Here is a 21,773-nt window from a genome sequence, read left to right on the forward strand (position 1 = left end):
CATGTAGGCGCGCGCGCCGCAGCGAGATGCCATGCGGTGATGGTTGCCGACCCCAGGGGGAGGCGGTAGATCAGTCAGATCGTCTGTCCTTGTGCGGCGACCCGGTCGAAAGCAGAGTCCCGATGGCGGCGTTTGAACTGGCCCGAGAGGCCCTGGCATTTCTCGAACATCATCGGCTCCCGCCCAGCGAGGTCTATCGCGATCTCGCCGCGCGCTATCTGGCGACGCCGGGCTCGCCGCTCGCGCGCGAGATCGATGCGGCGATCGACGGCGGGCTGCGCCTCACCGCCGCCGATGCGACGCGGCTCGTCGATCTATATTGCCGCGACCGGTCGGACGACATCCGCTGGCGCGAGCATCGCGTCGCGCAGCAGGCGGATGCGCTCGGCTCGCTCGCCGCCGAGGCGCATGACGTCACCCGCGCGCTCGGCGCCGATCTCGGCACGGCGCAGGCGACCCCCGCCGATACCGATGCGATCGTCGCGCGGCTGGTGCAGGCCGAGCGCGAGCTCGCCGATCTGCGCGCCGAGCTCGCGCTGCTCCGCGACACGATCGCGGGCGCGGTGCCACGCCGCGACGATGGCCGCGACGAGCTGACCGCGGCGCTCGACCAGGCGGGCGGCGAGCGGCTGTTGCAGGAGGTGGCGCTGTCGGGGCGCAGCTATGTGATGGTGCTGTTCGGCATCGATGCGCTGGTGGGGATCAACGCGCGCTACGGCCGTTCGGTCGGCAACAACGTGCTCAGCGCCTTCGCCGCGACGTTGCGCCAGAGCTTCCCTGACGAGGAGCTGATCCGGTGGAGCGGCAATGAATTCATCGTCGTGATGCGTGACGTCGCGCTGATCATGGCGCGCGCCCGCGCAGACGAGGCGCTGCGCGCCTTTCACGCGCGCCGGCTCAAGCTGCGCGGCAGCGGCGAGACGATCGACCCCGTCACCGCCTCGGTCGGCATCGTCGTCGGCCGCGGCGACGAGACCACCGCCTCGCTCGAACAGGCGCGGCTGCATCTTGCCGCGGCGCGCGACCGCGTCGCCGCCGATTCGGCTATAATGGACAGGTACAGTCGGGATGACGTCCATGAAGCCAGTCCGCATCGCATCGGTGATCCCGCCGGCTGATCGGTCGGCCCGCGGCGACATCGCGCCACAGGCGGCGCAGGACGATCCGGCGTTCGGCACCCGGCAGGCGCGCGCCGATGCGTGCACCGCGATCCGCACACTCGCCGCGGTCGCCGCCGCGCAGCACGACCATCACGCCGAACAGGCGCAGGCCGCCGCCAAGATCGCCCAGCTCAAGGCGCGGCTCAATATGCTCAAGCTGCTCTACGCCAGCGATTCCGGCAAGCTCGCCGCCGCGGCGGTGCAGATCGCGCGCGAACTCGCCCGCGCGGTCGACGATTATGTCCGCGCCGGCGGCAGCGGCCTGTCGCTCGGCGGCTCGCTCGCCACCGATCCCGCCGCGCCGTTCGAGGCCGGACCCGCCGACACCGCCGCCGCCGCGCTGGCCCCCGCCACGGCCGCCGCTGCCGCTCCCGCCGCACAGGCCGCCGCCGGCGCTGCCGCCGCCGCGGCGCGGCACGACGCCACCGGCGACACTGGCAAGGGCGACACCGCCGCCGCGACCGGCACGGGCCAGACCCCGGCGCATGCCGCCCTGCCCGGTCTCGGCGGCCCCAACGATCCCGCAACGGTCGTCGCCGACGTCCATCAACTGGTCCGCATGCTGCGCGACATCCTGCGCGAGGCCGAACACCGCCACCACGCGCCCGACCGCGAACAGGCGACCGGCGACCTCGATCAGGCCGATGCCGAGATCGCGCGCGTCCCCACCGGCTATGCCGCGACGCTTGCCCGCATCCCCGCCGCCACACCGACGGTCGTGATCGCGGGGTAAGCGGGCGGCAAGGCGGCACGCCTTGCACCAAGCGTTGCAGGCACTCGACGTCAGCGACCCGCATGTCGGGGGCGGTGCAGGATTGTCTCGCCGTGACGGTCAAAGAGGCCGCCGGATGAACAACCCCTCATCCCGCCGTCACTGAAACGTCTGATGGACCTGCTATGGCGGGTGACGCCGGGCCATCGCCCGGGTCCGACGAGGAAGACGACATGGCCGACGATCGCGAGGCGCTGCTGCTGCTCGAAGATGCGCTGCGCATCCTCGACCGGCTCGGGCTGGCGCTGCCCGCCGTCTATGTGAGCCAGTCGATCGCGACGCTGGAGGACAGCGTCAAGCGCGACGCGCACGCCAGTCTCCACTGACCGGAACGCCCGTCGCATCAAGGGGTTGATCCGGCCATATCCGGCGGGAGACCGAGCATGCCGACGATCGCCTGCGACGATGTCATCATCGATTATCACGACCAGGGCAGCCGCAGCGCCCCGGTGATCCTGTTGCTCCACGGCTGGCCCGACGATGCCTCGACCTGGGACCCGGTCGCGCCGGCGCTCGCCGATGCCGGCTTCCGCGTCATCGTGCCGACGCTGCGCGGCTTCGGCGCGACGCGCTTCGTCGATGCCGCCGCGCCGCGCACCGGCAACAGCGCGATCCTGGCGATGGACGCGATCGCGCTGCTCGATGCGCTCGGCATCCGCCGCGTCATGGTCGCCGGCCACGACTGGGGATCGAACATCGCCGAGGCGCTCGCGGTCGGCTGGCCGGAACGGGTGGTGCGGCTGGCGATGCTGTCGACGCCGCCGCGGCTCGGCGGCATGCCGACGCCGTCGTTCGAACAGGCGCAGCGGCAATGGTATCACTGGTTCATGGCGACCGCGCGCGGCGCACAGGCGGTGCGCGACGATCGCAAGGGCTTCGCGCACCGCCACTGGGTCAATTGGTCGCCGCCGGGCTGGTTCGACGAGGCGACCTTCCGCCGCGTCGCGCGCGCCTTCGACAATCCCGACTGGGTCGACGTCACGCTGCACAGCTATCGCGCGCGCTGGGGCGAGGCGCATCCCGATCCGCGCAGCCAGTGGCTTGAGGACAAGGTGCGCGCCACCGCGACGCTCGACCTGCCCGCGCTCTACATCCAGGGCGACGCCGACGGGGTCAATCCGCCCGAGGCGTCGCACGACGTCGCCGCCAAATTCGCCGGGCCGTTCGCGCGCATCCGCCTCGCCGGGGTCGGCCATTTCCCGCAGCGCGAGGCGCCCGCGGCGGTCGCGCGCCACCTGCTCGCGCTGTTCGCGGGCGATCCTGCGACGCTCGCCGATACGCCGGAGCGCGGGTCCGGTGCCCGGCTCTCCGTGGGCATCGGCCTCGCCGCGCTGGCGCTCGCCGCCTTCGGCCTCGCCCGGGTGCGCCGCGGGGCGGCCTAACGGGTCACGCGAAGCCGCGAAGGAAGAGAGGAACGCGGAGGCGCGGAGGGCGCGCGCGGGAGGATAAGATGCTGCCCGCTATCGGCGGAGGAATAAGCCTGCGCGCGGCCCTTCACCAAAAATCCGGCTGCCGCCGCGGGGGCGGCAGCCGTAGGGGTCCATCTAAGGATCGCCAGGCACAGGGTACTGAAGCACTGGCGAACGATGCCATAGCATCACTGATCCATGTGTGTCAGCCATATAATACACTAAGACGGTCGATGCGGCGAGAAGGTCGCCGACAGGCCGTGGTAGAGCTTCTCGCGGCAGACCGCCTGGCTCGCCCCGTCGGCGATGAACGCCGCGGCGAACATCGGCAGCATCAGCCCGCGGCTCGCCGTCGTCTCCGACAGGATGATCACCGCGGTGAGCGGCGCGCGCACCACGCCGGTGAAATAGGCGACCATGCCGAGGATCACCACCGCGCCGGTCGGATCGTCGGGGAAGACCGCGCGCAGCAGGTTGCCGACGCCGGCGCCGACCGCGAGGCTGGGGGCGAAGATGCCGCCGGGCAGCCCCGCCACCGCGGTGGCGAGCGTCGCGGCGAATTTGGCGGGGCCGAACCACAAGGGCGCATCGACCCCGCCGATCATGCCGCGCGCCGCGCCATAGCCGGTGCCCCAGGTCAGGCCGGTGGCGACGCCGAGCCCGGCGACGACCAGCCCGCAGGCGCCGGCGAACAGCACCGGGCGCGCCTTGCTCCACCGCGTCAGCCGGTGCCGGCCGCTGGCGAGCGCGAGCATCGCCCGCGCGAAGGCGCCGCCCGCCAGCCCGCCGGCGAGCCCCGCCACCGGCACCACCACCAGCGCCGCGCCGAGCGACATATGCGCGCCGATCACGCCGAAATAGACGTAATTGCCGGTCAGGCTCTGCGCGACCATGCCGGCGATGACGATCGAGGAGAGCACCATCAGCGTCATCCGCTGCTCATAGGCGGCGGCCAGTTCCTCGATCGCGAACAGCACGCCGGCGAGCGGGGTGTTGAACGCCGCGGCGACGCCGGCCGCGCCGCCGGCGATCACCACCGTGCTTTTCAGCGTCACCCGCATCAGCCGGTGGCTGACCCCCATCACCGCCGCGGCGAGCTGCACCGTCGGCCCCTCGCGCCCGACGCTGCCGCCGCACAGGATCGCGCCCATCGTCAGCAGCACCTTGCCCGCCACCGTCTTGACCGCGATCAGATTGCCGGTCGCCGCGGCGGGATCGTCGCGCGCCGCCATCACCTGCGGAATGCCCGATCCGCGCGCCAGCGGCACGTAGCGGCGGGTCAGCCAGACCAGCGCCATGAAGCCGAGCGGCGTCGACAGCAGCGGCAGCCACGGCTGGCGCCGGACGAAGCCGTCGAACAGCGCCGAGGTCGCGTCGGCGAGCTCGGCGAACAGCACCGCGACGATGCCGATCGCCACCGCCCCGGTGGTCACCGCGATCCGCTGGCGGAAGCGCACCGAGGTCGGCCCGCGCGCGCGCAGCAGCGCGCGGAAGCGCGCAGGGGTCCAGCGACGGCCACGGCGGGGAAGATGAGCCATGATGCGTCTTAGGCACAGCAGCCGCCGGGCGTCACCCCGCTTGACGCGCCAAGCCGCGAAGATGTCGCTTCGTCAAATAGACGTGCGCGATCAGGACGGTCGCCGGGCGAGCTATCATAGACTGTGGCGCGGCGGACCCCGCGTCCTGTCCAAAGGCCCCGTCATGCGACCCTATGTCTCGCTCAAGCCCTCGGCCCATATCGACGTCGCGATCCAGGAGGTGCGCCGACTGCGGCAGGCGCTGGCGCAGGGGCGGCTCGGCGCGCGCAGCGATCCGTCGGCGGGCAGCGGCGCGGTGCGCACGTTGCTCGGCGAGATCGACGCGCTGCTCGATGCGGCGACCCATCCGGTCGAGGCGCTGCGCGACGAGGCGGCGACGCTGATCGCCGCGCACAACCGCGGCGAGGTCGATGCGGTCATGCCGGTGACACGCTTCACCGGCGACCTTGCCGCGATCGCGCGCGACGTCAACGCCGCGGTCGACTGGCACGTGCAATCGGCGCGCCGCATCGTCGCCTGCGTGCGGGCGTTCGGTGCCGGCGATTTCGACGCGCCGCTCGCCCCCTTCCCCGGCAAGGCGGCGTCGGGCAATCAGGTGATCGAGCAGATGCGCGCCAACCTGCGCGACATCACCGCCGAGATCCAGCGGCTGATCGCCGCCGCCACCGCCGGCCGGCTGCGCGAACGCGGCGAGGCGGCGCGCTTCCAGGGCGATTTCGCCGGGCTGATCGCCGGGATCAACGGCATGCTCGATGCGACGCTGCTGCCGATCGGCGAGAGCAACCGCGTGCTCGATCTGGTCAGCACCGGCTCGCTGCTCGAACGCGTCGAGATCGCCTGCGAGGGCGATCACCAGCGGATGAAGGAGGCGGTCAACCGGCTGGTCGAGGCGCTCACCCGGGTCGTCGGCACGATCGCGGCCGCCGCGGCGCAGGTCGCCGGGGGCAGCCAGCAATTGTCCGCGGGCGCCGACCGGATGAGCCAGGGCGCGAGCGAGCAGGCCGCCGCGGCCGAACAGGCCTCCGCCTCGATGGAAGAGATGGCCGCCAACATCAAACAGAATGCCGACAATGCCGCGCAGACCGAGAAGATCGCCCGCCAGTCCTCCGCCGAGGCGGAACGCAGCGGTGCCGCCGTCGCCTGTGCGGTCGGGGCGATGCGGACGATCGCCGACAAGATCGGCATCGTCCAGGAGATCGCGCGCCAGACCGACCTGCTCGCGCTCAACGCCGCGGTCGAGGCGGCACGCGCCGGCGATCACGGCAAGGGCTTCGCCGTCGTCGCCGCCGAGGTGCGCAAGCTCGCCGAGCGCAGCCAGGCCGCCGCGGCGGACATATCGCGGGTGTCGGGGGAGACGGTGGTGGCGGCGGCCGACGCGGGCGCGATGCTGACGCGGCTGGTGCCGGAGATCCGCCGCACCGCCGAACTGGTCGCCGAGATCAGCGCGGCGTGTCGCGAACAGGATCTCGGCGCCGCGCAGATCAGCCAGGCGATCCAGCAGCTCGACACGGTGACGCAGCAGAATGCCGCCGCGGCCGAACAGATCAGCGCCACCGCGGCGACGCTCGCCGATCAGGCGGAGGAGCTGCAGCAGGGCATCGCCTTCTTCCGCTGCGCCGACACGCCGGTCGCGGCCCCGCCGGTGCGCGTCGCGACGCGTCACCCCGCCACCGCGAAGCGCCCCGCGATCAAGGGCACGACATCGGCGCGGCTGCTGACGCCGCGTCCCGGCCCGCTCGCCGACCGGTCGCGCCTGCGCGGCTATGCGCTCGACCTCAGCGCCGGCGAGGGCGATACCGAGGATGCCGGCTTCGAACGGATGTGACGCGCGCCGCCCGCGCCGGCATGGCCGGGTGAGTCGATGCAAGTGATTATCATCATGACAAACGCATCGATCGGGACCGCACCGGGCGCGTGATCGTCGTAGTACGACGGCGCCGTCGAAATTTTTTTTGGCGAGGCGGGCGGGCGTTGATTGCCGTGGCCAGACCGGTCGTACCGCCACGGTCAACGTTGATGCTGTTGCGCGTCATCCGCATCACGCGCTGGCCAGCCCGCTTCCGATGCGGCAGGCAGCCCATGCTACCGCGTCGATATAGATGGGTATCAATAATTTGGCCGAGAGCGACGCGGCACGTCGGCACCGGACGTCTCTAGGCCGTCGGCCAGCGGGACCGCCGGGCGGCACGCAGGACCGGGCCAATGGCCGTTCCACCATAGGAAATGGCCTATGACCTACCCTCGGCCGGCACGTCGACAGCAGACCGCGTGCCGCCCGCCGCCGGGCATACCGCCTTAACCAAAACTTAAGTCCACAATCGACATGTACGTGATGTGACCCTATGTTGCGCAGAACAAGGGAAAGACTTCCCGGAGCGGGTGTCCCCCGCCTGACCTGACGTTCGAACGTAACCATCGGCCGCGCTTCCGCCGCCCCCGTCATCCCTGCGGATGCCGGTGTCTTTGCCGTGGCCGGCATCCCCGGGGATGACGGCGCCGTCCTTCACCAGAGGTCCTGCCATGCGTCCCTATCTCTCGCTTTCCTCCGCCGCCCATATTGATGTCGCGATCGGCGAGGTGCAGCGACTGCGGCAGGCGATCGCGCAGGGGCGGCTCGGCGAACGCAGCGATCCCGCCGTGGCGAGCGGCGCGACGCGCCGGCTGCTCGACGAGGTCGATGCATTGGTCGAGGCGGCGACCGCGCCGGTCGCGCAGCTGCGCGAGGCGGTGGCGACGCTCGCCGCCGATCATGCCCGCGGCGAGATCGACGCGACGCTGCCGGTCGTGCGCTTCACCGGCGACCTCGCCGCGGTGACGCGCGAGGTCAATGGCGTGATCGCCGGCCATATCGACGCCAAGCGCCAGGCGATGGCCTGCGTCCGCGCCTTCGGCGAGGGCGATTTCGACGCGTCGCTGCCCGCCTTCCCGGGCAAGAAGGCGTTCATCAACGAGACGATCGAGCTGTTGCGCGCCAATCTGCGGCGGCTGATCGCCGAGATGAACCGGATGTCGGCGGAACATGATCGCGGCGACATCGACATATTCGTGCCGGTCGAGGCGTTCACCGGCGATTTTCGCACGATGGCGACGGGGATCAACACGATGGTCGCAGGCCATATCGCGGTCAAGAAACAGGCGATGGCGTGTATCGCCCAGTTCGGCGAAGGCGATTTCAACGCGCCGCTCGCCGCCTTTCCAGGCAAGAAGGCGTTCATCAACGACACGATCGAGCTGCTGCGCGGCAATCTGCGCGAGATCACCGCCGAGATCCAGCGGCTGATCGTCGCCTCGACCGCCGGCCAGCTGCGCGAGCGCGGCGACGTCGCGCGCTTCCGCGGCGATTTCGCCGGGCTGATCGCCGGGATCAACGGCATGCTCGATGCGATCCTGCTGCCGATCGGAGAGGGCAATCGCGTGCTCGATCTGGTCAGCACCGGCTCGCTGGTCGAACGCGTCGAGATCGCCTGCGACGGCGATCACCAGCGGATGAAGGAGTCGGTCAACCGGCTGATCGATGCGCTGTCCGGCTTCGCCGGCAACGTCACCGAAGCGGCGGACCGGATGGCCGAGGGCAGCCAGCAGCTGTCGTCGAGCGCCGAGCAGGTCAGCCAGGGCGCGACCGAACAGGCCGCCGCGGCGGAAGAGGCCTCGGCATCGATGGAGCAGATGGCGGCGAACATCAAACAGAATGCCGACAATGCCGCGCAGACCGAGAAGATCGCCCGCCAGTCGTCGGCGGAGGCCGAGCGCAGCGGCGAGGCGGTGGCGCGCGCGGTCACCGCGATGCGGACGATCGCCGAGCGGATCGGCATCGTCCAGGAGATCGCGCGACAGACCGACCTGCTCGCCTTGAACGCCGCGGTCGAGGCGGCGCGCGCCGGCGATCACGGCAAGGGCTTCGCCGTCGTCGCCGCCGAGGTGCGCAAGCTCGCCGAGCGCAGCCAGACCGCCGCGGCGGAGATTTCGGCGATGTCGGGCGACACGGTCGGCGCGGCGACCGAGGCCGGCGCGATGCTGACCCGGCTGGTGCCGGAGATCCGCCGCACCGCCGAGCTCGTCGCGGAGATCAGCGCGGCGTGCCGCGAACAGGACCTCGGCGCCGCGCAGGTCAGCCAGGCGATCCAGCAACTCGATGCGGTGACGCAGCAGAATGCCTCCGCCTCGGACCAGATCAGTGCCACCGCGGCGACGCTCGCCGATCAGGCGGAGGAGCTGCAACAGGGGCTCGCCTTCTTCCGCCGCGGTGACGCCGCTTCCGGCACTCCCCGCCCCCGCCCCGCCGCGAAGCCGCGCGTCGCCAAACGCCCCGCTGCGCAGCGCACCGCGATCCAGGGGACACGCGCCGCGCGGCTGCTGACGCCGCGGCCGGGCACGCTGACCGACCAGACCCGTGTGCGCGGCTTCGCCCTCGACCTTGCCGCCGGCGAGGTCGATGCCGAGGACGCCGAGTTCGAGCGGATCTGACCCGTCGCGCCGCCGTCGACCGGGATGATAGGCCTGCCCTCACGCCGAAATGGCGGCGATCGTTGCCGACGAACGGGCAGCTGCCGCACTCTTCCCCGCGTTGACTATATTATGTTGCATAACCATCCGCGGGCAGGATCGATGCGACTGACGATCAAAAGCAAAATGGCCTTCACCTTTGCGGTGCTGCTCGCGCTGCTCGCCGCCGTCGTCTGGGTCGGCATCGGCGGCATGGCGCGGCTCGATCAGGCGGTCGACGGGCTGATCCACGGTCCGGTCGCCCGGCTCGACAGCGCGCAGGATCTCGCCAACACCGTCAATCTCGTCATCCGCACCGAGAAGAATCTGGTGATGGTCACCGACGCGGCGCAGATGCAGCAGTTCGACGCCGATCTGATGCGCCTGCGCGGCGAGGTGCAGAAGGCGCTCACCGCCGGGGTGGCGCATGCCCGTGACGCCGACCGGCCGCTGTGGCAGCGCATACAGGCGAAATGGGCCGATTACCTGCCGCTCAACGACCAGATCCGCGTGCTCGCGCTCGCCAACCGCAATGCCGAGGCGGGCGCGCTTTCCGCCACGCGGTCGCGGACGATGGTCAATGCGCTCGCCGCGGTCGCCCAGCAGATCGTCGATCAGGCGCGCCAGCAGATGCTCGACGCCAATGGCGAGACGCGGCGCCTGTACGAAACGGCGCGCAGGACGCTGATCGTCACCGCGGGGCTGGCGCTGCTGATCGCCTGCGCGGGCGGCGTCTGGCTGTCGCGGCTGGTCTCGCAGGGCCTGCGCAGCGCCGGCCGCGCGGTCGAGGCGGTGGCGGCGGGCGATCTGCACAGCGAGGTGCAGGTCCACCATCAGGACGAGATCAGCGACCTCATCGCCCTGGTCAACACCATGTCGGCGCGGCTGCGCGAGGTGGTGCGCGGCATCGACGAGACGGCGCAGCAGGTCGCGGCGGGCAGCGCGCAACTGTCCTCCGCCTCCGAACAGATGGGCGAAGGCGCGACCGAACAGGCCGCCGCCGCCGAACAGGCCTCCGCCTCGATGGAAGAGATGGCCGCCAACATCAAACAGAATGCCGACAATGCCGCGCAGACCGAGGCGATCGCCCGCCAGTCGGCGCGCGATGCCGAGGGCAGCGGCGCGGCGGTGACCCGCGCGGTCGCGGCGATGCGGACGATCGCCGACAAGATCGGCATCGTCCAGGAGATCGCGCGCCAGACCGATTTGCTCGCCTTGAATGCCGCGGTCGAGGCGGCGCGCGCCGGCGACCACGGCAAGGGCTTCGCGGTCGTCGCCGCCGAGGTGCGCAAGCTCGCCGAGCGCAGCCAGGCCGCCGCGGCGGAGATTTCGGCGATGTCGGGCGAGACGGTGGGGGCGGCGACCGAGGCGGGCGAGCGGCTGATCCGGCTCGTCCCCGACATCCGCCGCACCGCCGAGCTGGTCGCCGAGATCAGCGCCGCCTGCCGCGAACAGGATATCGGCGCGCGGCAGGTCAATGAGGCGATCCAGCAGCTCGACACGGTGACGCAGCAGAACAGCGCCGCGGTCGAACAGATCAGCGGCACCGCGATGACGCTCGCCGAACAGGCGGGCGAATTGCAGCAGACGATCGGCTTCTTCGACCTCGGCGACCGGCCGGCCGCACGCCGCGCCACGCCGCGCGCGCTGACACCGCTTACCCGCAAGCGGACGCTGGTCGCCACGCGCAAGGCGACACCGGCGCTCGCCCCCGGCGCGATGACCGACCAGCGGCCGCGCGGCCATCGGCTCGACCTGTCGAGCGGCGGCCCCGATGCCGAGGACGCCGAGTTCGACCGCGTCGCCTGACTTCGGCACCGGCATGCGGCTCGCCGCTCGACTTGGGCAAGCCATTCGGATTAACGGATATCCTTTCATACGGCGCAGCACGGGGCCGCGCCGGTCCGTCCGAGGAGCCGGAATGCCGGTTGCGCATTGCGTCTCGACCACCACCGGCATCATCCTCGGCGCGGACAGCGGCTTCTGCCGGTTGCTGCAACGCCCGCATGCCGCGCTGATCGGCGCCTCCTACCGCTCGATCACCGTCACCGACGATCTCGACAAGAGCGCGGCGATGCTCGACACCTTGGTCGACAAGGCGGCGCCGACGCAGCTGCGCAAACATTATTGGCGACCCGACGGCGGGATCGTCGCGGTCGACCTGCTCGTCTCGCGGTTCGACGCGGCAGGGCTGCTCGTCTCGACCCTGTCCTGGGTGGAGGACGCCGGCGCGACGCCGCAGCGGCTGTGGCAGGCGGCGCTGCGGCTGCGCCATCTCTATGCGCTGCGGATGGAGGCATGGGGCCGCGACCTGTTCGGCGACTATCCCGGATTGATCCTGCTCGCGCTCTATCTCGCCGAGGCGGAGGGGCGGCCGGCGACGCTCGCCGATATCGCCGCGGCGACGACGCTGACCCCCGGCTCGGTCGAGCGCTGGCTGCGCGTCCTCGTCCAGCGCGGCTTCGTCGCGCCGCGCGACGGATCGGAGCTGATCCAGCTCGGCCACGCCGGCCTCGCCACGATCGAACGCCTGCTGACCGCCGCGCTCGCCCCGCTCCCCTAGCGCCGCCGATGGATCGCGCGGCGGGCTGGCGCGACGGCGTGGCATTCCGGGGCGTGGGAGCGGCTGACACCGCCCGAAATTCACGCAAAGCCGCGACGACGCTCGCGCGCCAGCGCACTTCCCGCCTCCCTCCGGTCCTGGCCGGGCAGACCACTTCCTCCCGAACACCCTCTCCGCGCCTCCGCGCCTCCGCGTGAACCCTTTCTCTTCGCGTCTTCGCGTGGCTCATCGACGTCGAGCGACAGGCAGCCGGGCCGTGGCTCACGCGGAGGCGCGGAGGCGCGGAGAGGGTGCGTACCGGGAAGCAGAGTGGCTTCGTCGGGAGCGGGACAGCGGCTGACGCCGCAGGTCAGGCGATCGCCGGAGCGCGCCCTCCGTATATCCAGCCGGTGGCGGGCGGAAACGCGGGCCATGCCTCTGCGCCTCTCTGTCTCGCGGTGATACAGAGATGACGCGCTTGTCATCGACCCTGTCAGAGGCATGTAACAGGAACGGCTTAGGGGCCGCCATCGCGTCCCGATCCGCGTGCGACGCCACGATGGCGATCGTGGCGGCAGCCCGCCGATCTCCGGCGCGACCGCACGGGGACATGAAGACCGGCCGATCATCCGCGCCGGCGAAGGGGGCAAGAATGACGACAGCGCGCGACCGGCTGGCCGGCGTCGGCACGCGATTGCGCCGATGGTCGATGCGCCTCGCCGGCGCGCGCGAGGGCATCCCGACCCCGCCGCCCGCCCTGCCCGCCGCGCCGCCCGAGCCATGGCACCACGCCCGCGACCGCGCCGAGGAAGCCGACCGCATCCGCCGCAACGGTTGCCCGTGACGTCCAGTCCGTGATCGCTGGCCAGCCGGCCCTTACAGGTAACGGCTCGCCTTCATGCGCTGGTGCAGGATCCGAACGACGACGATGCCATCGTCCGTTGCGCGAAAATGGATCATATGCTGCTCGACTGTCCGGCGTCGGTAGCCTGGCCGGATATCGGGACAGCTTTGTGCATGATGGGGCGCCTCAGCCAAGGCACCGCAGACGCCTGCGATGAGATCGATATAGCGTACCGCCTGATCCAGACCCCAGCGTGTCGTGCTATAGTCGAATATATCATCCGGATCACGCAGTGCGCGGCGCGAACGGCAATTCAGCCATATTGCTCGATCTTACGCTGCTTGAACGCGGCAAAGTCCCAGGTTTGCGGTGCGCCGCTCTGCTCGCCCTCGATCAGGGCATGGCGAAGGGCATCGATCTCACCACGGCGGTCCTGTTCGCGCCGGATCATATCCCGGATCGCATCGCTGTCGTCGGTGTAGCTGCCGGCTTCGATCTGCGCCGCAAGCCATGCATTGTGCTGCTCGGTCAGGATGATGGTCTTGCTGATGGTCGTCATGTCTACCTCCGCACGCCCTCCCTGCCCGTCCATCATAGCACGACGGTATCGGCCGTCAGCCGTCACCCACCCTTTCGCGCGTTGATCAAGGTGTATTTACTTTAGTTTGAAATTGGTATTATTCAGGTCTGGTAAGGGCCTGATTTGGTTTCCGATTTGACGGAGGCCGGCAGGGACAGCCGGCGCGCGACGCCGGGTCAGAGGGAGAGGCGTCTTGGTTCAGTCGGTTTCGCGTATCGCATTGCTCGCCGCGATGGGGGTGTGGGCGCTGCCCGCCGCCGCCCAGCAGACGCCGCCGCTCGACACGCCCGCCCCCAATGCGAACGTCGCCGCCGCGGCGCAGACCGATCCGCAGCCCGCCGCCGATGCCGCGGTCGCCTCCGACACGCGCGCCGCGGCGATCGCCGGCCAGACCGGCGACGCCCCCGCCTCGGGCGAGATCGTCGTCACCGGCACGCGCATCAACCGCCCCAATGTCACCTCGGCCGCGCCGATCACCTCGGTCACCGCGCAGGACATCCGCGCCCAGGCGCCGGTCAACGTCGAGGACGTGCTCAACCGCCTGCCGCAGGTCGCGCCCGACAGCCAGCAGACCTATAACGATTCGGACGGCCGCCAGCGCATCAAGCTGCGCAGCCTCGGCTTCGAGCGGACGCTGGTGCTGATCGACGGCAAGCGCCTCGGCACGCAGAACGGCCAGGACGTCGGCATCATCCCGCCCTCGCTGCTCGAGCGCGTCGACGTGCTGACCGGCGGTGCCTCGTCGGTCTATGGCTCGGACGCGGTCGCCGGCGTCGTCAACTTCGTCCTCAAGAAGGATTTCGAGGGCGTCCAGCTCGACGCCAATTACAATTTCTACAATCACAACAACAAGGACACGATCGTCTCGCCGCTGGCGCGCGCCGCCGGCTTCACCAGCCCGCGCGGCCTGACCAACGACGGCGGCCGCGCCGACCTGACGCTGACCGCGGGCACCAAGCTGTTCGACGGCAAGCTGCACCTCAGCGGCTTCGTCAACTATCGCAAGACCGACGAAGTCGCCCTCACCTCGCGCTCCAACGCGGGCTGCTACATCACCCAGCTGCAGCTCAACGGCCCGCTGTCGTGCGGCCTCACCCCGAGCAGCTCGACCAGCGGCCTGATCACGCCGCAGTCGGGCGTCAACAAGGGCGCGCAGTTCGTCAACAATCCCGACGGGTCGCGCAATTTCGTGCCCTTCGCGGCGGGTGCCGGCAACGCCTCCAACTATTTCAGCGGCTATGCCTATCAGCGCCCCTCCGAGCGGGTGAACGCGGGCGGCTTCGCCAGCCTCGACCTTGCGCCCGAAGCCGAGCTCTATGCCTCGGGGATCTGGTTCCGCGACAAGTCGTACAACAATTATCCGACGATCGCCTCCGGCACCGTCAACGTCAGCTGTGCCAACCCCTATCTGTCGGGGACGCAGGCGACCGCGATCGGCTGCGGCGCCGGCACGACCAGCGTGCCCGTCACGCTCGCCTATCGCCTCGGCGAGATGAACGACCGGCCCGATACCTATGTCAACACCGGCGTCCGCCTGACCGGCGGTGTCCGCGGCAAGGTCGGCGATGCCTGGACCTATGACGTGGGCGGCGTCTATGCGCGCAACCATCAGGATTACATCCCGAGCTTCGCCATCCCCGGCCGCCTGCAGAATGCCGTCGACGTCACCGGCACCGCCGCCTCGGCGAGCTGCGCGAGCGGCGCGGCGGGCTGCGTGCCGTTCGACATCTTCAGCGCCGGCAACACCGATCCCGCGCTGATCAACTATCTGTTCGGCACCGGCACCGCGGTGACCACCGGCACGCTGTACGACGTGCAGGCGAACATGACCGGCGACCTCGGCAAATACGGCATCACCTCGCCGTTCGCCGAACAGGGCGTCGCGATCGCGCTCGGCACCGAATATCGCAAGGACACCCTGTCGTCGCGCGCCGACAGCGCCTATCGCAGCGCGCTCGGCGGCACCGACAGCTATCTCAGCCAGGACGTCTGGGAAGCCAATATCGAGGTGCAGGCGCCGCTCATCGAGCACAAGCCGTTCGCCGAGCTGGTCCAGCTCAACGGCGGCTATCGCGTGTCGAAGTACAGCAGCAATCCGAGCACCTTCAACACCTGGAAGATCGAGGGCGTCTATGCGCCGGTGCGCGACCTGACCTTCCGCGCCTCGTTCAACAAGGCGCAGCGCGCGCCGACGGTGGTCGAGATTCGCCAGGCGAGCAACATCGAGTTCGCCGCGGGCGGTTCGGGCACGTTCAACGATTTCTGCGCGCCGACCGTCACCACCACCGCGACCGGCGTGACCTATGGCGCGCCGATCGCCTCGCGCGAGGTGTGCCGCGCCACCGGCCTGTCCGACGCGCTCTACGGCAGCACCACCCTGCTGTGCAGCAACAACACCACGCCCAACGGCACCAACGCCTGTTCGGTGCGCTCGGGCGGCTTCACCGCCGATCCGGAGACCGCCTACACCCAGACCTATGGGCTGGTGGTCAAGCCGCGCTTCGTCAAGGGTCTGGTGTTCTCGGTCGACCGCTACCGGATCAAGATCGACAACTCGCTCGGCTATAACGACTATAGCTATTACACCGACGGCTGCCTGCGCTCGGGCGGCGACCAGTTCTTCTGCCAGGGCATCGTCCGCAACGCCAACGGCACGCTGTTCGCCAGCGGCACCGATGCCACCACCGGCTTCATCCGCCAGGGCACGACCAATTATTACACGTCGATCGCGCGCGGCTATGACTTCCAGGCGCAATATGCGCTCGATCTCGATGCGATCGGCCGGCTCGACTTCGGCTTCAACGGCTCGCTGACCACCTTTGCCGGCGGCCAGGATTCGCCGCTGCAGCCGCAGCGCAACTGCGCGGGTTATTACGGCAACGGCTGCGGCCAGCTGATCCCCAAGTGGAGCCACGGCCTGCGCACCACCTACACCACCGCCAACAAGGGCTTCAGCGCCTCGTTCAACTGGCGCTATGTCGGCTCGCTGACCAACGCCAACAATTCGGGCGATGCGGCGATCGGCGGCACCGCGGACCGCGCGCTGACCAATTACTATCGCGTCGCACCGCAGAGCTATTTCGACCTGGCGCTCAATTTCGCCATCGCGAAGCAGTTCTCGCTGCGCCTGATCGCCAACAACCTGCTCGACAAGAGCGCGCCGATCGTGCCGGATTCGTACAATATCTCGCTGGCACGCAGCAACACCATCCCGCAGCGCTACGATTCGCTCGGCCGCAACATCGCGATCGGGACGACGATCAACTTCTGATGATATCCGTCCCCCCGGTCATGGCCGGGGGGCATCTTTCAAATCTCCCCGGCCGCGATCAGCCGGGCGAGCAGCGCATCGAGGCGGAGTTGCCAGCCGGGTCCGGCGCGGCGCAGATGATCGACCGTCCGCATGTCGAGGCGCAGCCGCACCTCGACCGTCGGCGCATGCGGCAGGCCGCGCCGGTGCGACGGCGCCATCGCGATCATGAAGGCGAGGTCCATCGGCGGATTGTCGTCGTGGATCGCCGGGTCAAATCTGGCCAAGATAGAATCTCGCTTCATGCGGTTCCGCCCGCCGCAGGCTGATCACCCGCACCGCGCCGTCGTGCGAGCCAGGGGTGAACACCAGCACATGCACGCGCTCGGCGATCAGGCCGAGCGCGACGAAGCGGCGGTGACCGTAATCATAGCGGTCGTCTTCGCGTTCGAGCGCGCTGCTCCAGTCGAACTGGGCGGCACTGTGCCAGGATACGCCGTGACGGGCGATGTTGCGGACGTCTTTCGCCGGATCGAACTCAACCTGCATCGACTGTACGTAGACAGAAAAGCTATCCGCCCAACGCGATGCGACAATGACGCGCGGGGATGCGAGGTCGCCCCCCGCCGTCCCCGGGAGACGATGGTTCACGCGGAGGCGCGGAGGCGCGGAGAAAGTGCGTGAGGCTGGCGGGGCCCGGTCATCTGCAAGAGGGAAGCAGAGCCGGGGCGGATACGTATCCCCTCCGCCCCTCCGCGCCTCCGCGTGACCCCATCCGCCCGCGCGCTCAGCTGATCGCGAGGCCGCGGAAGCGTTCGTCGAGATGGGGGGCGATGCGCAGCGCCGCGGCGATATCGGCGTCGGCCGCGGCGGTCTGGCCGAGGTGGCGTTCGGCGAGGCCGCGGCCGTAGAGCGACCAGGCGTCGCGCGGGCTGAGCGCGATGCTGGCGGTATAATCGGCCACCGCCTTGTCATAGTCGCCCATCCGCAGCCGGATCAGCCCGCGCGTGTCGAGGAAGCGGGCATTGTCGCGACGCTGGTGGATCGCGCTGTCGGCGTCGGACAAAGCGGCGGGCAGGTCGCGCCCGGCGAGCGCGCGCACCCAGGCGCGGTCGTTCTGCGCGACCGGCTTGCGGCTGTCGTCGGGATGGATGCGGATCCAGCCGTCGAACTGCGCGATCGCGCGGTCGAACTGGTCGATGTCGCCATAGAGCGCGCCGAGCGTCAGACGCAGGTCGGACGCTGCCGGCGCGGCGCGATCCGCCGCCGCGATATCGTCGCTCGCGGCGGGGCGGTCGTGCGCCGCCAGCCGCATCCGCGCGCGCAGCACATGCGCCTCGGCATCGTCGGGGGCGAGCGCCAGCGCGCGGTCGAGATCGTCATGCGCCGCGCCGGTCTGATGCTCCATCAGCCGCACCGTCGCGCGCTGGTAATAATAATGGCCCTGCTGCGGTGCGAGCTGGATCGCCGCGCTGAGGTCGGCGTCGGCCTGCGCATATTGATGGCGCGCGGCGAACACCATCGCGCGCTGCGCCAGCCCGGCATCGTCCTTGGCAGCGGGCGTCGCCACCGGCACCGCCAGCGCCGCGCCGCTGGCATCGACCGCATGCGCCGGATTGACGTTGAACACCGGTCCGCCGTCATAGGTGAAGAACAGGCGATGCTCGCCATTGGCGACGTAGACGCGGTGCGACAGGAAGAAATCGGCGCCGATCAGCATATCGACGTCGTCCATGCCGAGATCGCCGATGCGCAGCTTGCTGTGGTTGATCTGTTCGCCGCCGATCGCGAAGGCATCGAACGGCGCCAGCCAGGTCTTGACGATATGGCGGCCGATGCCGCGGCTGTAGCCGGCGGGGATGACGCCGGGGCTGTCCGGCGTCACGCCGGCGCGCGCCGCCGCGGCCAGCGACAACATGGTGGTGCTCGCGCCGGTGTCGAACATCGCGCGGATCTTGGCGCCGTTGAGCAGCACGGTGGCGATGGTGTGCGGCTGGTGCGCGTCGCGCGGCAGGATGGTCAGGATCGACACCGGCCGCCCCGCCGCCCAATAGGCGAAATCCTCGTGCGCGCAGCCCTTGGGGTGGAGCAGCCGGATCGCGCCATGCGCCAGGTCATATTCGACATCGCCGAGGCCGAGCACGTTCTGGCCGAGCAGCCCCGCCCCCGGCCCGACCTCGCTGCCGCCGACGATGAACGGCACGTCGTGCAGCGGAATGCCGGCGAGCGTCAGCGTCCTGACCCGTGCGAGATCGGCCTGCGTGCTGCCGCCGATGCCGCGGACCACGAATTGCGGCGGCAGCATCGACAAGGGCAGCGCCAATTGCCTGGCATAGCCGGGCGAGATGCTGCTGAAGAAGGCGCCGCTGTCGGCGACGAAGCGCACCGGCTGGCCGTTGACGGTCGCGTCGACCATCGGCTTCTCGCCGACCATCGCCACCTTGAGCTCGGCGAATTGCGCCACCTCGCATTTCGCCCAGGCGGTGCCCGGCGCGGCGAGCGCGAACAGCGCGGCGACGACACGGGCGAGCGACGGGGGCCGGACGGACATGCGGGTCTCCTTCCCCGCCGGGCGCGGGGGCGGACGAAGGATGCTGTCGCTGCGGGCGTTAACGCAAATGACAAAGGCGTCAGGGATCTGGCCGGAGTGGGCGGATGAGCGCGGCCACCCATGCTCCCGCTTTCACAAGACTCCTGCGACACCACGCCAGTGCTCCTGCGCACGCAGGAGCCCAGGGTCGTAAAGAGTGTCGGTCGTTGCTCTGCTTGACCCTGGGTTCCTGCTTGCGCAGGAACACGGTGACATCGCGCATCGACGCCGACGTCCACGGCGGTCCCGCCTTCACGCGGGACTACCGCCCCTCAGCCGAACGCCTTGCTCACCCCGACGAAGAACCCCCGCCGCGGGCCGTATTGCGGCGCGCCGACGCCGACGCCGCCGCCGTCGCGGATCTCGTATTTATGGTCGGCGACGTTGATCACGTCGAAGCGCACGTCGACGTCGGGCGCGGCGAAATGGTGGCTCGCGGTGAGGTTGACCTGCGCATAGGGCGACAGTTTCGCGCCATTGGGCACCGCGCCGTCGGTGCGCAGCCCCGAGCCGTAGAGCAGGCTGCCGCCGATCTTGCTCCCCGCCAGCGCGCCCGTGCGCAGCGCATAGGACAGGCCGCCCGAGCCGGTGTAGCTCTGGTCGTGGTCGAGATAGATGTAATGACCGGCGATATAGGCGAGATCGTCGGCCGAGAAGCTGAACTGGCTCGAGACGATGTCGCGTCCCTTGGCCTTGGCCGCGGCGAAATTGGCGTAGAGGCTCCAGGGGCCGCGCGCGTAACTGGCGTTCGCCTCGATCCCGCCGATCCGCCCCTGCGCATAGTTGAACGGCGTCAGGATGATCGGCGCGCCGAACTGGCCCTCGTCGATCAGGTTCTTGGAGATGCGATAATAAGCGTCGATGCCCCAGGTGAGATGCGCGTCCGCCCTGATCTGGAAGCCGGCGTCGAAATAATGCTGGCGCTCGGCGAACGGCGTCGTGTCGGTGGTGACCTCGGGATAGGCGCTGGTGCCGGCGAGCGCGGCGACGCTGGTCACCGCGACATTCTCGAACGGGGGCGGCACGAAATAGCGCGCATAGCCGATATGGCCGGTGAAGCGGCTGTCCGGCTGCCACACCAGATTGGCGCGTGGGGAAAGCTGCTGCTCGGTGCGATAGCCGGCGTAATGATCGTAGCGCGCGCCGTAATTGAGCGTCAGCGTCGGCGCGAGCTTCCATTCGTCCTGCAGATAGAGGCTGAGCGTCACCGCGGTCTTGGCGGCGCGATCGGCGAGGACGATCGGCTCGCCCGCCTGCGCGCCGCTGTCGTCGACCGGAAAGACGCTGGTCTGCGTCGCGCTGGTGCTGCGGTCGCGGCTGACCAGCAGGCCGCCGCGCAGCGTATGCGCGCTGCCGAGATGATAGACCGCGTCGCCCTGCGCGCCGATCGTGAAATCCTGCTTGAGCGCCGCCTGCGCCTGGCCGTTGAACAGCAATTCGCCGAGCAGGTCGGGCCGGTAGCGCAGCGACGAATAGCGCGCGAACACCGACGCCTGGATGGTCAGCGGCTCGGCATCGTGGAGCAGGCTGAGCTGGCCGAAGCCGGTGCGTTCGAGCTGGCGCTCGTTCAGCGCCTCGCTCGGATAGGCGGTGCGCCCGCCGACCGACCAGCTGCCGTCGGGCTGCGCGCCGACCGGATCGGGGATCTGGAACCACTGGTTCGAATAGCCGCCGACGAACGAGACGCGGTTGTTGTCGTTCAGGATGTGATCGACATAGGCGAAGCCCTGATATTGGTCGGTGTCGTCGTGCACCGGGTTCGAGCGCCCGTCGACGCTCTCGATGCCGAGCGCGTCATGGCGATAGTCGCCCGAGACGAAGTAATTGGTCCGCCCGGTCGAGCCGCCATAGGTGAAGCTCGGCTCGATCGTGTCGTGGCTGCCGCCGTAGAGCGAGACGGTGCCGCCGTTGTGGAACAGCCCGCTCTTGGTGGTGATGTCGATGATCCCGGCGCTGCGCAGGCCATATTGCGCGGGCAGCGCGCCGGTGAGCAGCTCGAGCCGGTCGACGAGCCGCGGCGACAGCGTCTGGCCGAACACCGCCAGCCCTTCGGGCAGGACGGTGCCGTTGATGCGATATTGCAGGCCGTTGTGATCGTCGCGGACGTGGAACTGGCCGAAGCCGTCCTGCACCACGCCGGGCAGCTGGAGCAGCACCTGGTTGAACTGCTGGTTCTCGCCGCCGGGCAGCGCCTGGATCGTCGCGCTGGTCATCTCGTAGCTGGTCGCGCCGAGGCTCGGCTGGATATGCGCGCGCGCCGCGTCGAGCCGCTGGCCGGTGACGACGATGTCCTTCGCCGGGGCGGGATCGGCCGGTGCCGGCGCGGTGGCGGGATCGGCGCTGGTCTGGGCCGGTGCGCCGGTCGTGGCCCCGGTCTGGGCATGGGCGACGGCGGGGAGCAGCAGCGGCAACATCGTCAGGATCAGCGGGCGCATCGAAACCTCATGATATAAAGTTACCTCTCCCGCCCGCGGCCCTGCACCCCGCGCCGGCCGCGGGCAAGCCGAAGCCGCCAGGATGACGGATTATTCATCGGAATGTTAGGAAATGCGGGGGCATGGATCGGACGCGCGCCCGCCGTCGTCGACGGCGCTTGCCGCATCGGG

The 21,773-nt window shown here is 69.9% G+C and carries 17 protein-coding genes; 10 read left to right on the forward strand and 7 right to left on the reverse strand.

Annotated features, from left to right (window positions below; genetic code table 11):
• Positions 1-122 precede the first annotated feature (122 nt).
• From BW41_RS09575 to BW41_RS09585, 4 genes are all read left to right on the forward strand, one after another.
• The gene (locus BW41_RS09575; RefSeq protein ID WP_051583399.1) at positions 123-1,118 is read left to right on the forward strand and encodes a diguanylate cyclase domain-containing protein; all 996 of its coding nucleotides are present in this window, start codon (positions 123-125) and stop codon (positions 1,116-1,118) included.
• Positions 1,078-1,893, forward strand: coding sequence for a hypothetical protein (locus BW41_RS09580; protein ID WP_152542240.1), 816 nt, complete (start codon positions 1,078-1,080; stop codon positions 1,891-1,893). Before BW41_RS09575 ends, BW41_RS09580 begins: the two co-directional genes overlap by 41 nt.
• Positions 1,894-2,105: 212 nt before the next feature.
• On the forward strand, positions 2,106-2,258 hold the full coding sequence (locus BW41_RS21220) for a hypothetical protein (protein ID WP_153810796.1): 153 nt from the start codon (positions 2,106-2,108) through the stop codon (positions 2,256-2,258).
• Positions 2,259-2,315: 57 nt separating this feature from the next.
• Positions 2,316-3,314 carry an alpha/beta fold hydrolase gene (locus tag BW41_RS09585; RefSeq protein WP_037533954.1) on the forward strand — a complete coding sequence of 333 codons (999 nt, stop codon included), beginning with the start codon at positions 2,316-2,318 and terminating at the stop codon, positions 3,312-3,314.
• Positions 3,315-3,562: 248 nt separating this feature from the next.
• Here the strand turns inward: BW41_RS09585 and BW41_RS09590 are convergent, their stop codons facing one another.
• Positions 3,563-4,879: a chloride channel protein gene (locus tag BW41_RS09590; protein ID WP_037533955.1), complete on the reverse strand. Its 1,317-nt coding sequence runs from the start codon at positions 4,877-4,879 to the stop codon at positions 3,563-3,565.
• 163 nt (positions 4,880-5,042) lie between these two features.
• Between BW41_RS09590 and BW41_RS09595 the strand changes: the two genes are divergently transcribed.
• The 5 genes from BW41_RS09595 to BW41_RS09615 all read left to right on the forward strand — a co-directional run bounded on the left by BW41_RS09595 (position 5,043) and on the right by BW41_RS09615 (position 12,747).
• Complete coding sequence (locus BW41_RS09595; protein WP_051583409.1) at positions 5,043-6,704, forward strand: methyl-accepting chemotaxis protein; 1,662 nt, start codon at positions 5,043-5,045, stop codon at positions 6,702-6,704.
• A 695-nt stretch (positions 6,705-7,399) separates the two neighbouring features.
• Positions 7,400-9,343, forward strand: a complete 1,944-nt coding sequence (locus BW41_RS09600) for a methyl-accepting chemotaxis protein (RefSeq protein WP_235199716.1) — start codon at positions 7,400-7,402, stop codon at positions 9,341-9,343.
• Between the two features lie 141 nt (positions 9,344-9,484).
• Positions 9,485-11,170 carry a methyl-accepting chemotaxis protein gene (locus BW41_RS09605; RefSeq protein ID WP_037533956.1) on the forward strand — a complete coding sequence of 562 codons (1,686 nt, stop codon included), beginning with the start codon at positions 9,485-9,487 and terminating at the stop codon, positions 11,168-11,170.
• 112 nt (positions 11,171-11,282) lie between these two features.
• Positions 11,283-11,924, forward strand: a complete 642-nt coding sequence (locus BW41_RS09610) for a helix-turn-helix domain-containing protein (protein ID WP_037533957.1) — start codon at positions 11,283-11,285, stop codon at positions 11,922-11,924.
• Between the two features lie 631 nt (positions 11,925-12,555).
• Positions 12,556-12,747, forward strand: coding sequence for a hypothetical protein (locus BW41_RS09615; protein WP_037533958.1), 192 nt, complete (start codon positions 12,556-12,558; stop codon positions 12,745-12,747).
• A gap of 32 nt (positions 12,748-12,779) precedes the next feature.
• On the opposite strand, the gene BW41_RS20515 is transcribed toward BW41_RS09615, so the two are convergent.
• Together BW41_RS20515 and BW41_RS09620 are read right to left on the reverse strand one after the other, a co-directional pair.
• Positions 12,780-13,070 carry a type II toxin-antitoxin system RelE/ParE family toxin gene (locus BW41_RS20515; protein ID WP_152542244.1) on the reverse strand — a complete coding sequence of 97 codons (291 nt, stop codon included), beginning with the start codon at positions 13,068-13,070 and terminating at the stop codon, positions 12,780-12,782.
• Complete coding sequence (locus BW41_RS09620) at positions 13,061-13,306, reverse strand: type II toxin-antitoxin system ParD family antitoxin (RefSeq protein ID WP_037533960.1); 246 nt, start codon at positions 13,304-13,306, stop codon at positions 13,061-13,063. Before BW41_RS09620 ends, BW41_RS20515 begins: the two co-directional genes overlap by 10 nt.
• 214 nt (positions 13,307-13,520) lie before the next feature.
• On the opposite strand from BW41_RS09620, the gene BW41_RS09625 reads away from it, so the two are divergent.
• A complete protein-coding gene (locus BW41_RS09625) occupies positions 13,521-16,598 on the forward strand; it encodes a TonB-dependent receptor domain-containing protein (protein ID WP_235199718.1) in 3,078 nt (1,025 codons plus the stop codon).
• Positions 16,599-16,636: 38 nt separating this feature from the next.
• Here BW41_RS09625 and BW41_RS09630 read toward each other — a convergent pair whose 3' ends face one another.
• The 4 genes from BW41_RS09630 to BW41_RS09645 form a co-directional block, all read right to left on the reverse strand.
• Entirely contained in the window at positions 16,637-16,864 is a 228-nt protein-coding gene (locus BW41_RS09630; RefSeq protein ID WP_161773125.1) for a BrnA antitoxin family protein, read from the reverse strand.
• A complete protein-coding gene (locus BW41_RS09635) occupies positions 16,851-17,126 on the reverse strand; it encodes a BrnT family toxin (protein ID WP_037533963.1) in 276 nt (91 codons plus the stop codon). Before BW41_RS09635 ends, BW41_RS09630 begins: the two co-directional genes overlap by 14 nt.
• A gap of 238 nt (positions 17,127-17,364) precedes the next feature.
• The gene (locus tag BW41_RS09640) at positions 17,365-19,128 is read right to left on the reverse strand and encodes an aspartyl protease family protein (protein WP_037533964.1); all 1,764 of its coding nucleotides are present in this window, start codon (positions 19,126-19,128) and stop codon (positions 17,365-17,367) included.
• 311 nt (positions 19,129-19,439) lie between these two features.
• A complete protein-coding gene (locus BW41_RS09645; protein WP_051583400.1) occupies positions 19,440-21,602 on the reverse strand; it encodes a TonB-dependent receptor in 2,163 nt (720 codons plus the stop codon).
• Positions 21,603-21,773: the final 171 nt, after the last annotated feature.

It is taken from the genome of Sphingomonas sp. RIT328, from assembly GCF_000632225.1.
Lineage (GTDB): Bacteria > Pseudomonadota > Alphaproteobacteria > Sphingomonadales > Sphingomonadaceae > Sphingomonas > Sphingomonas kyungheensis.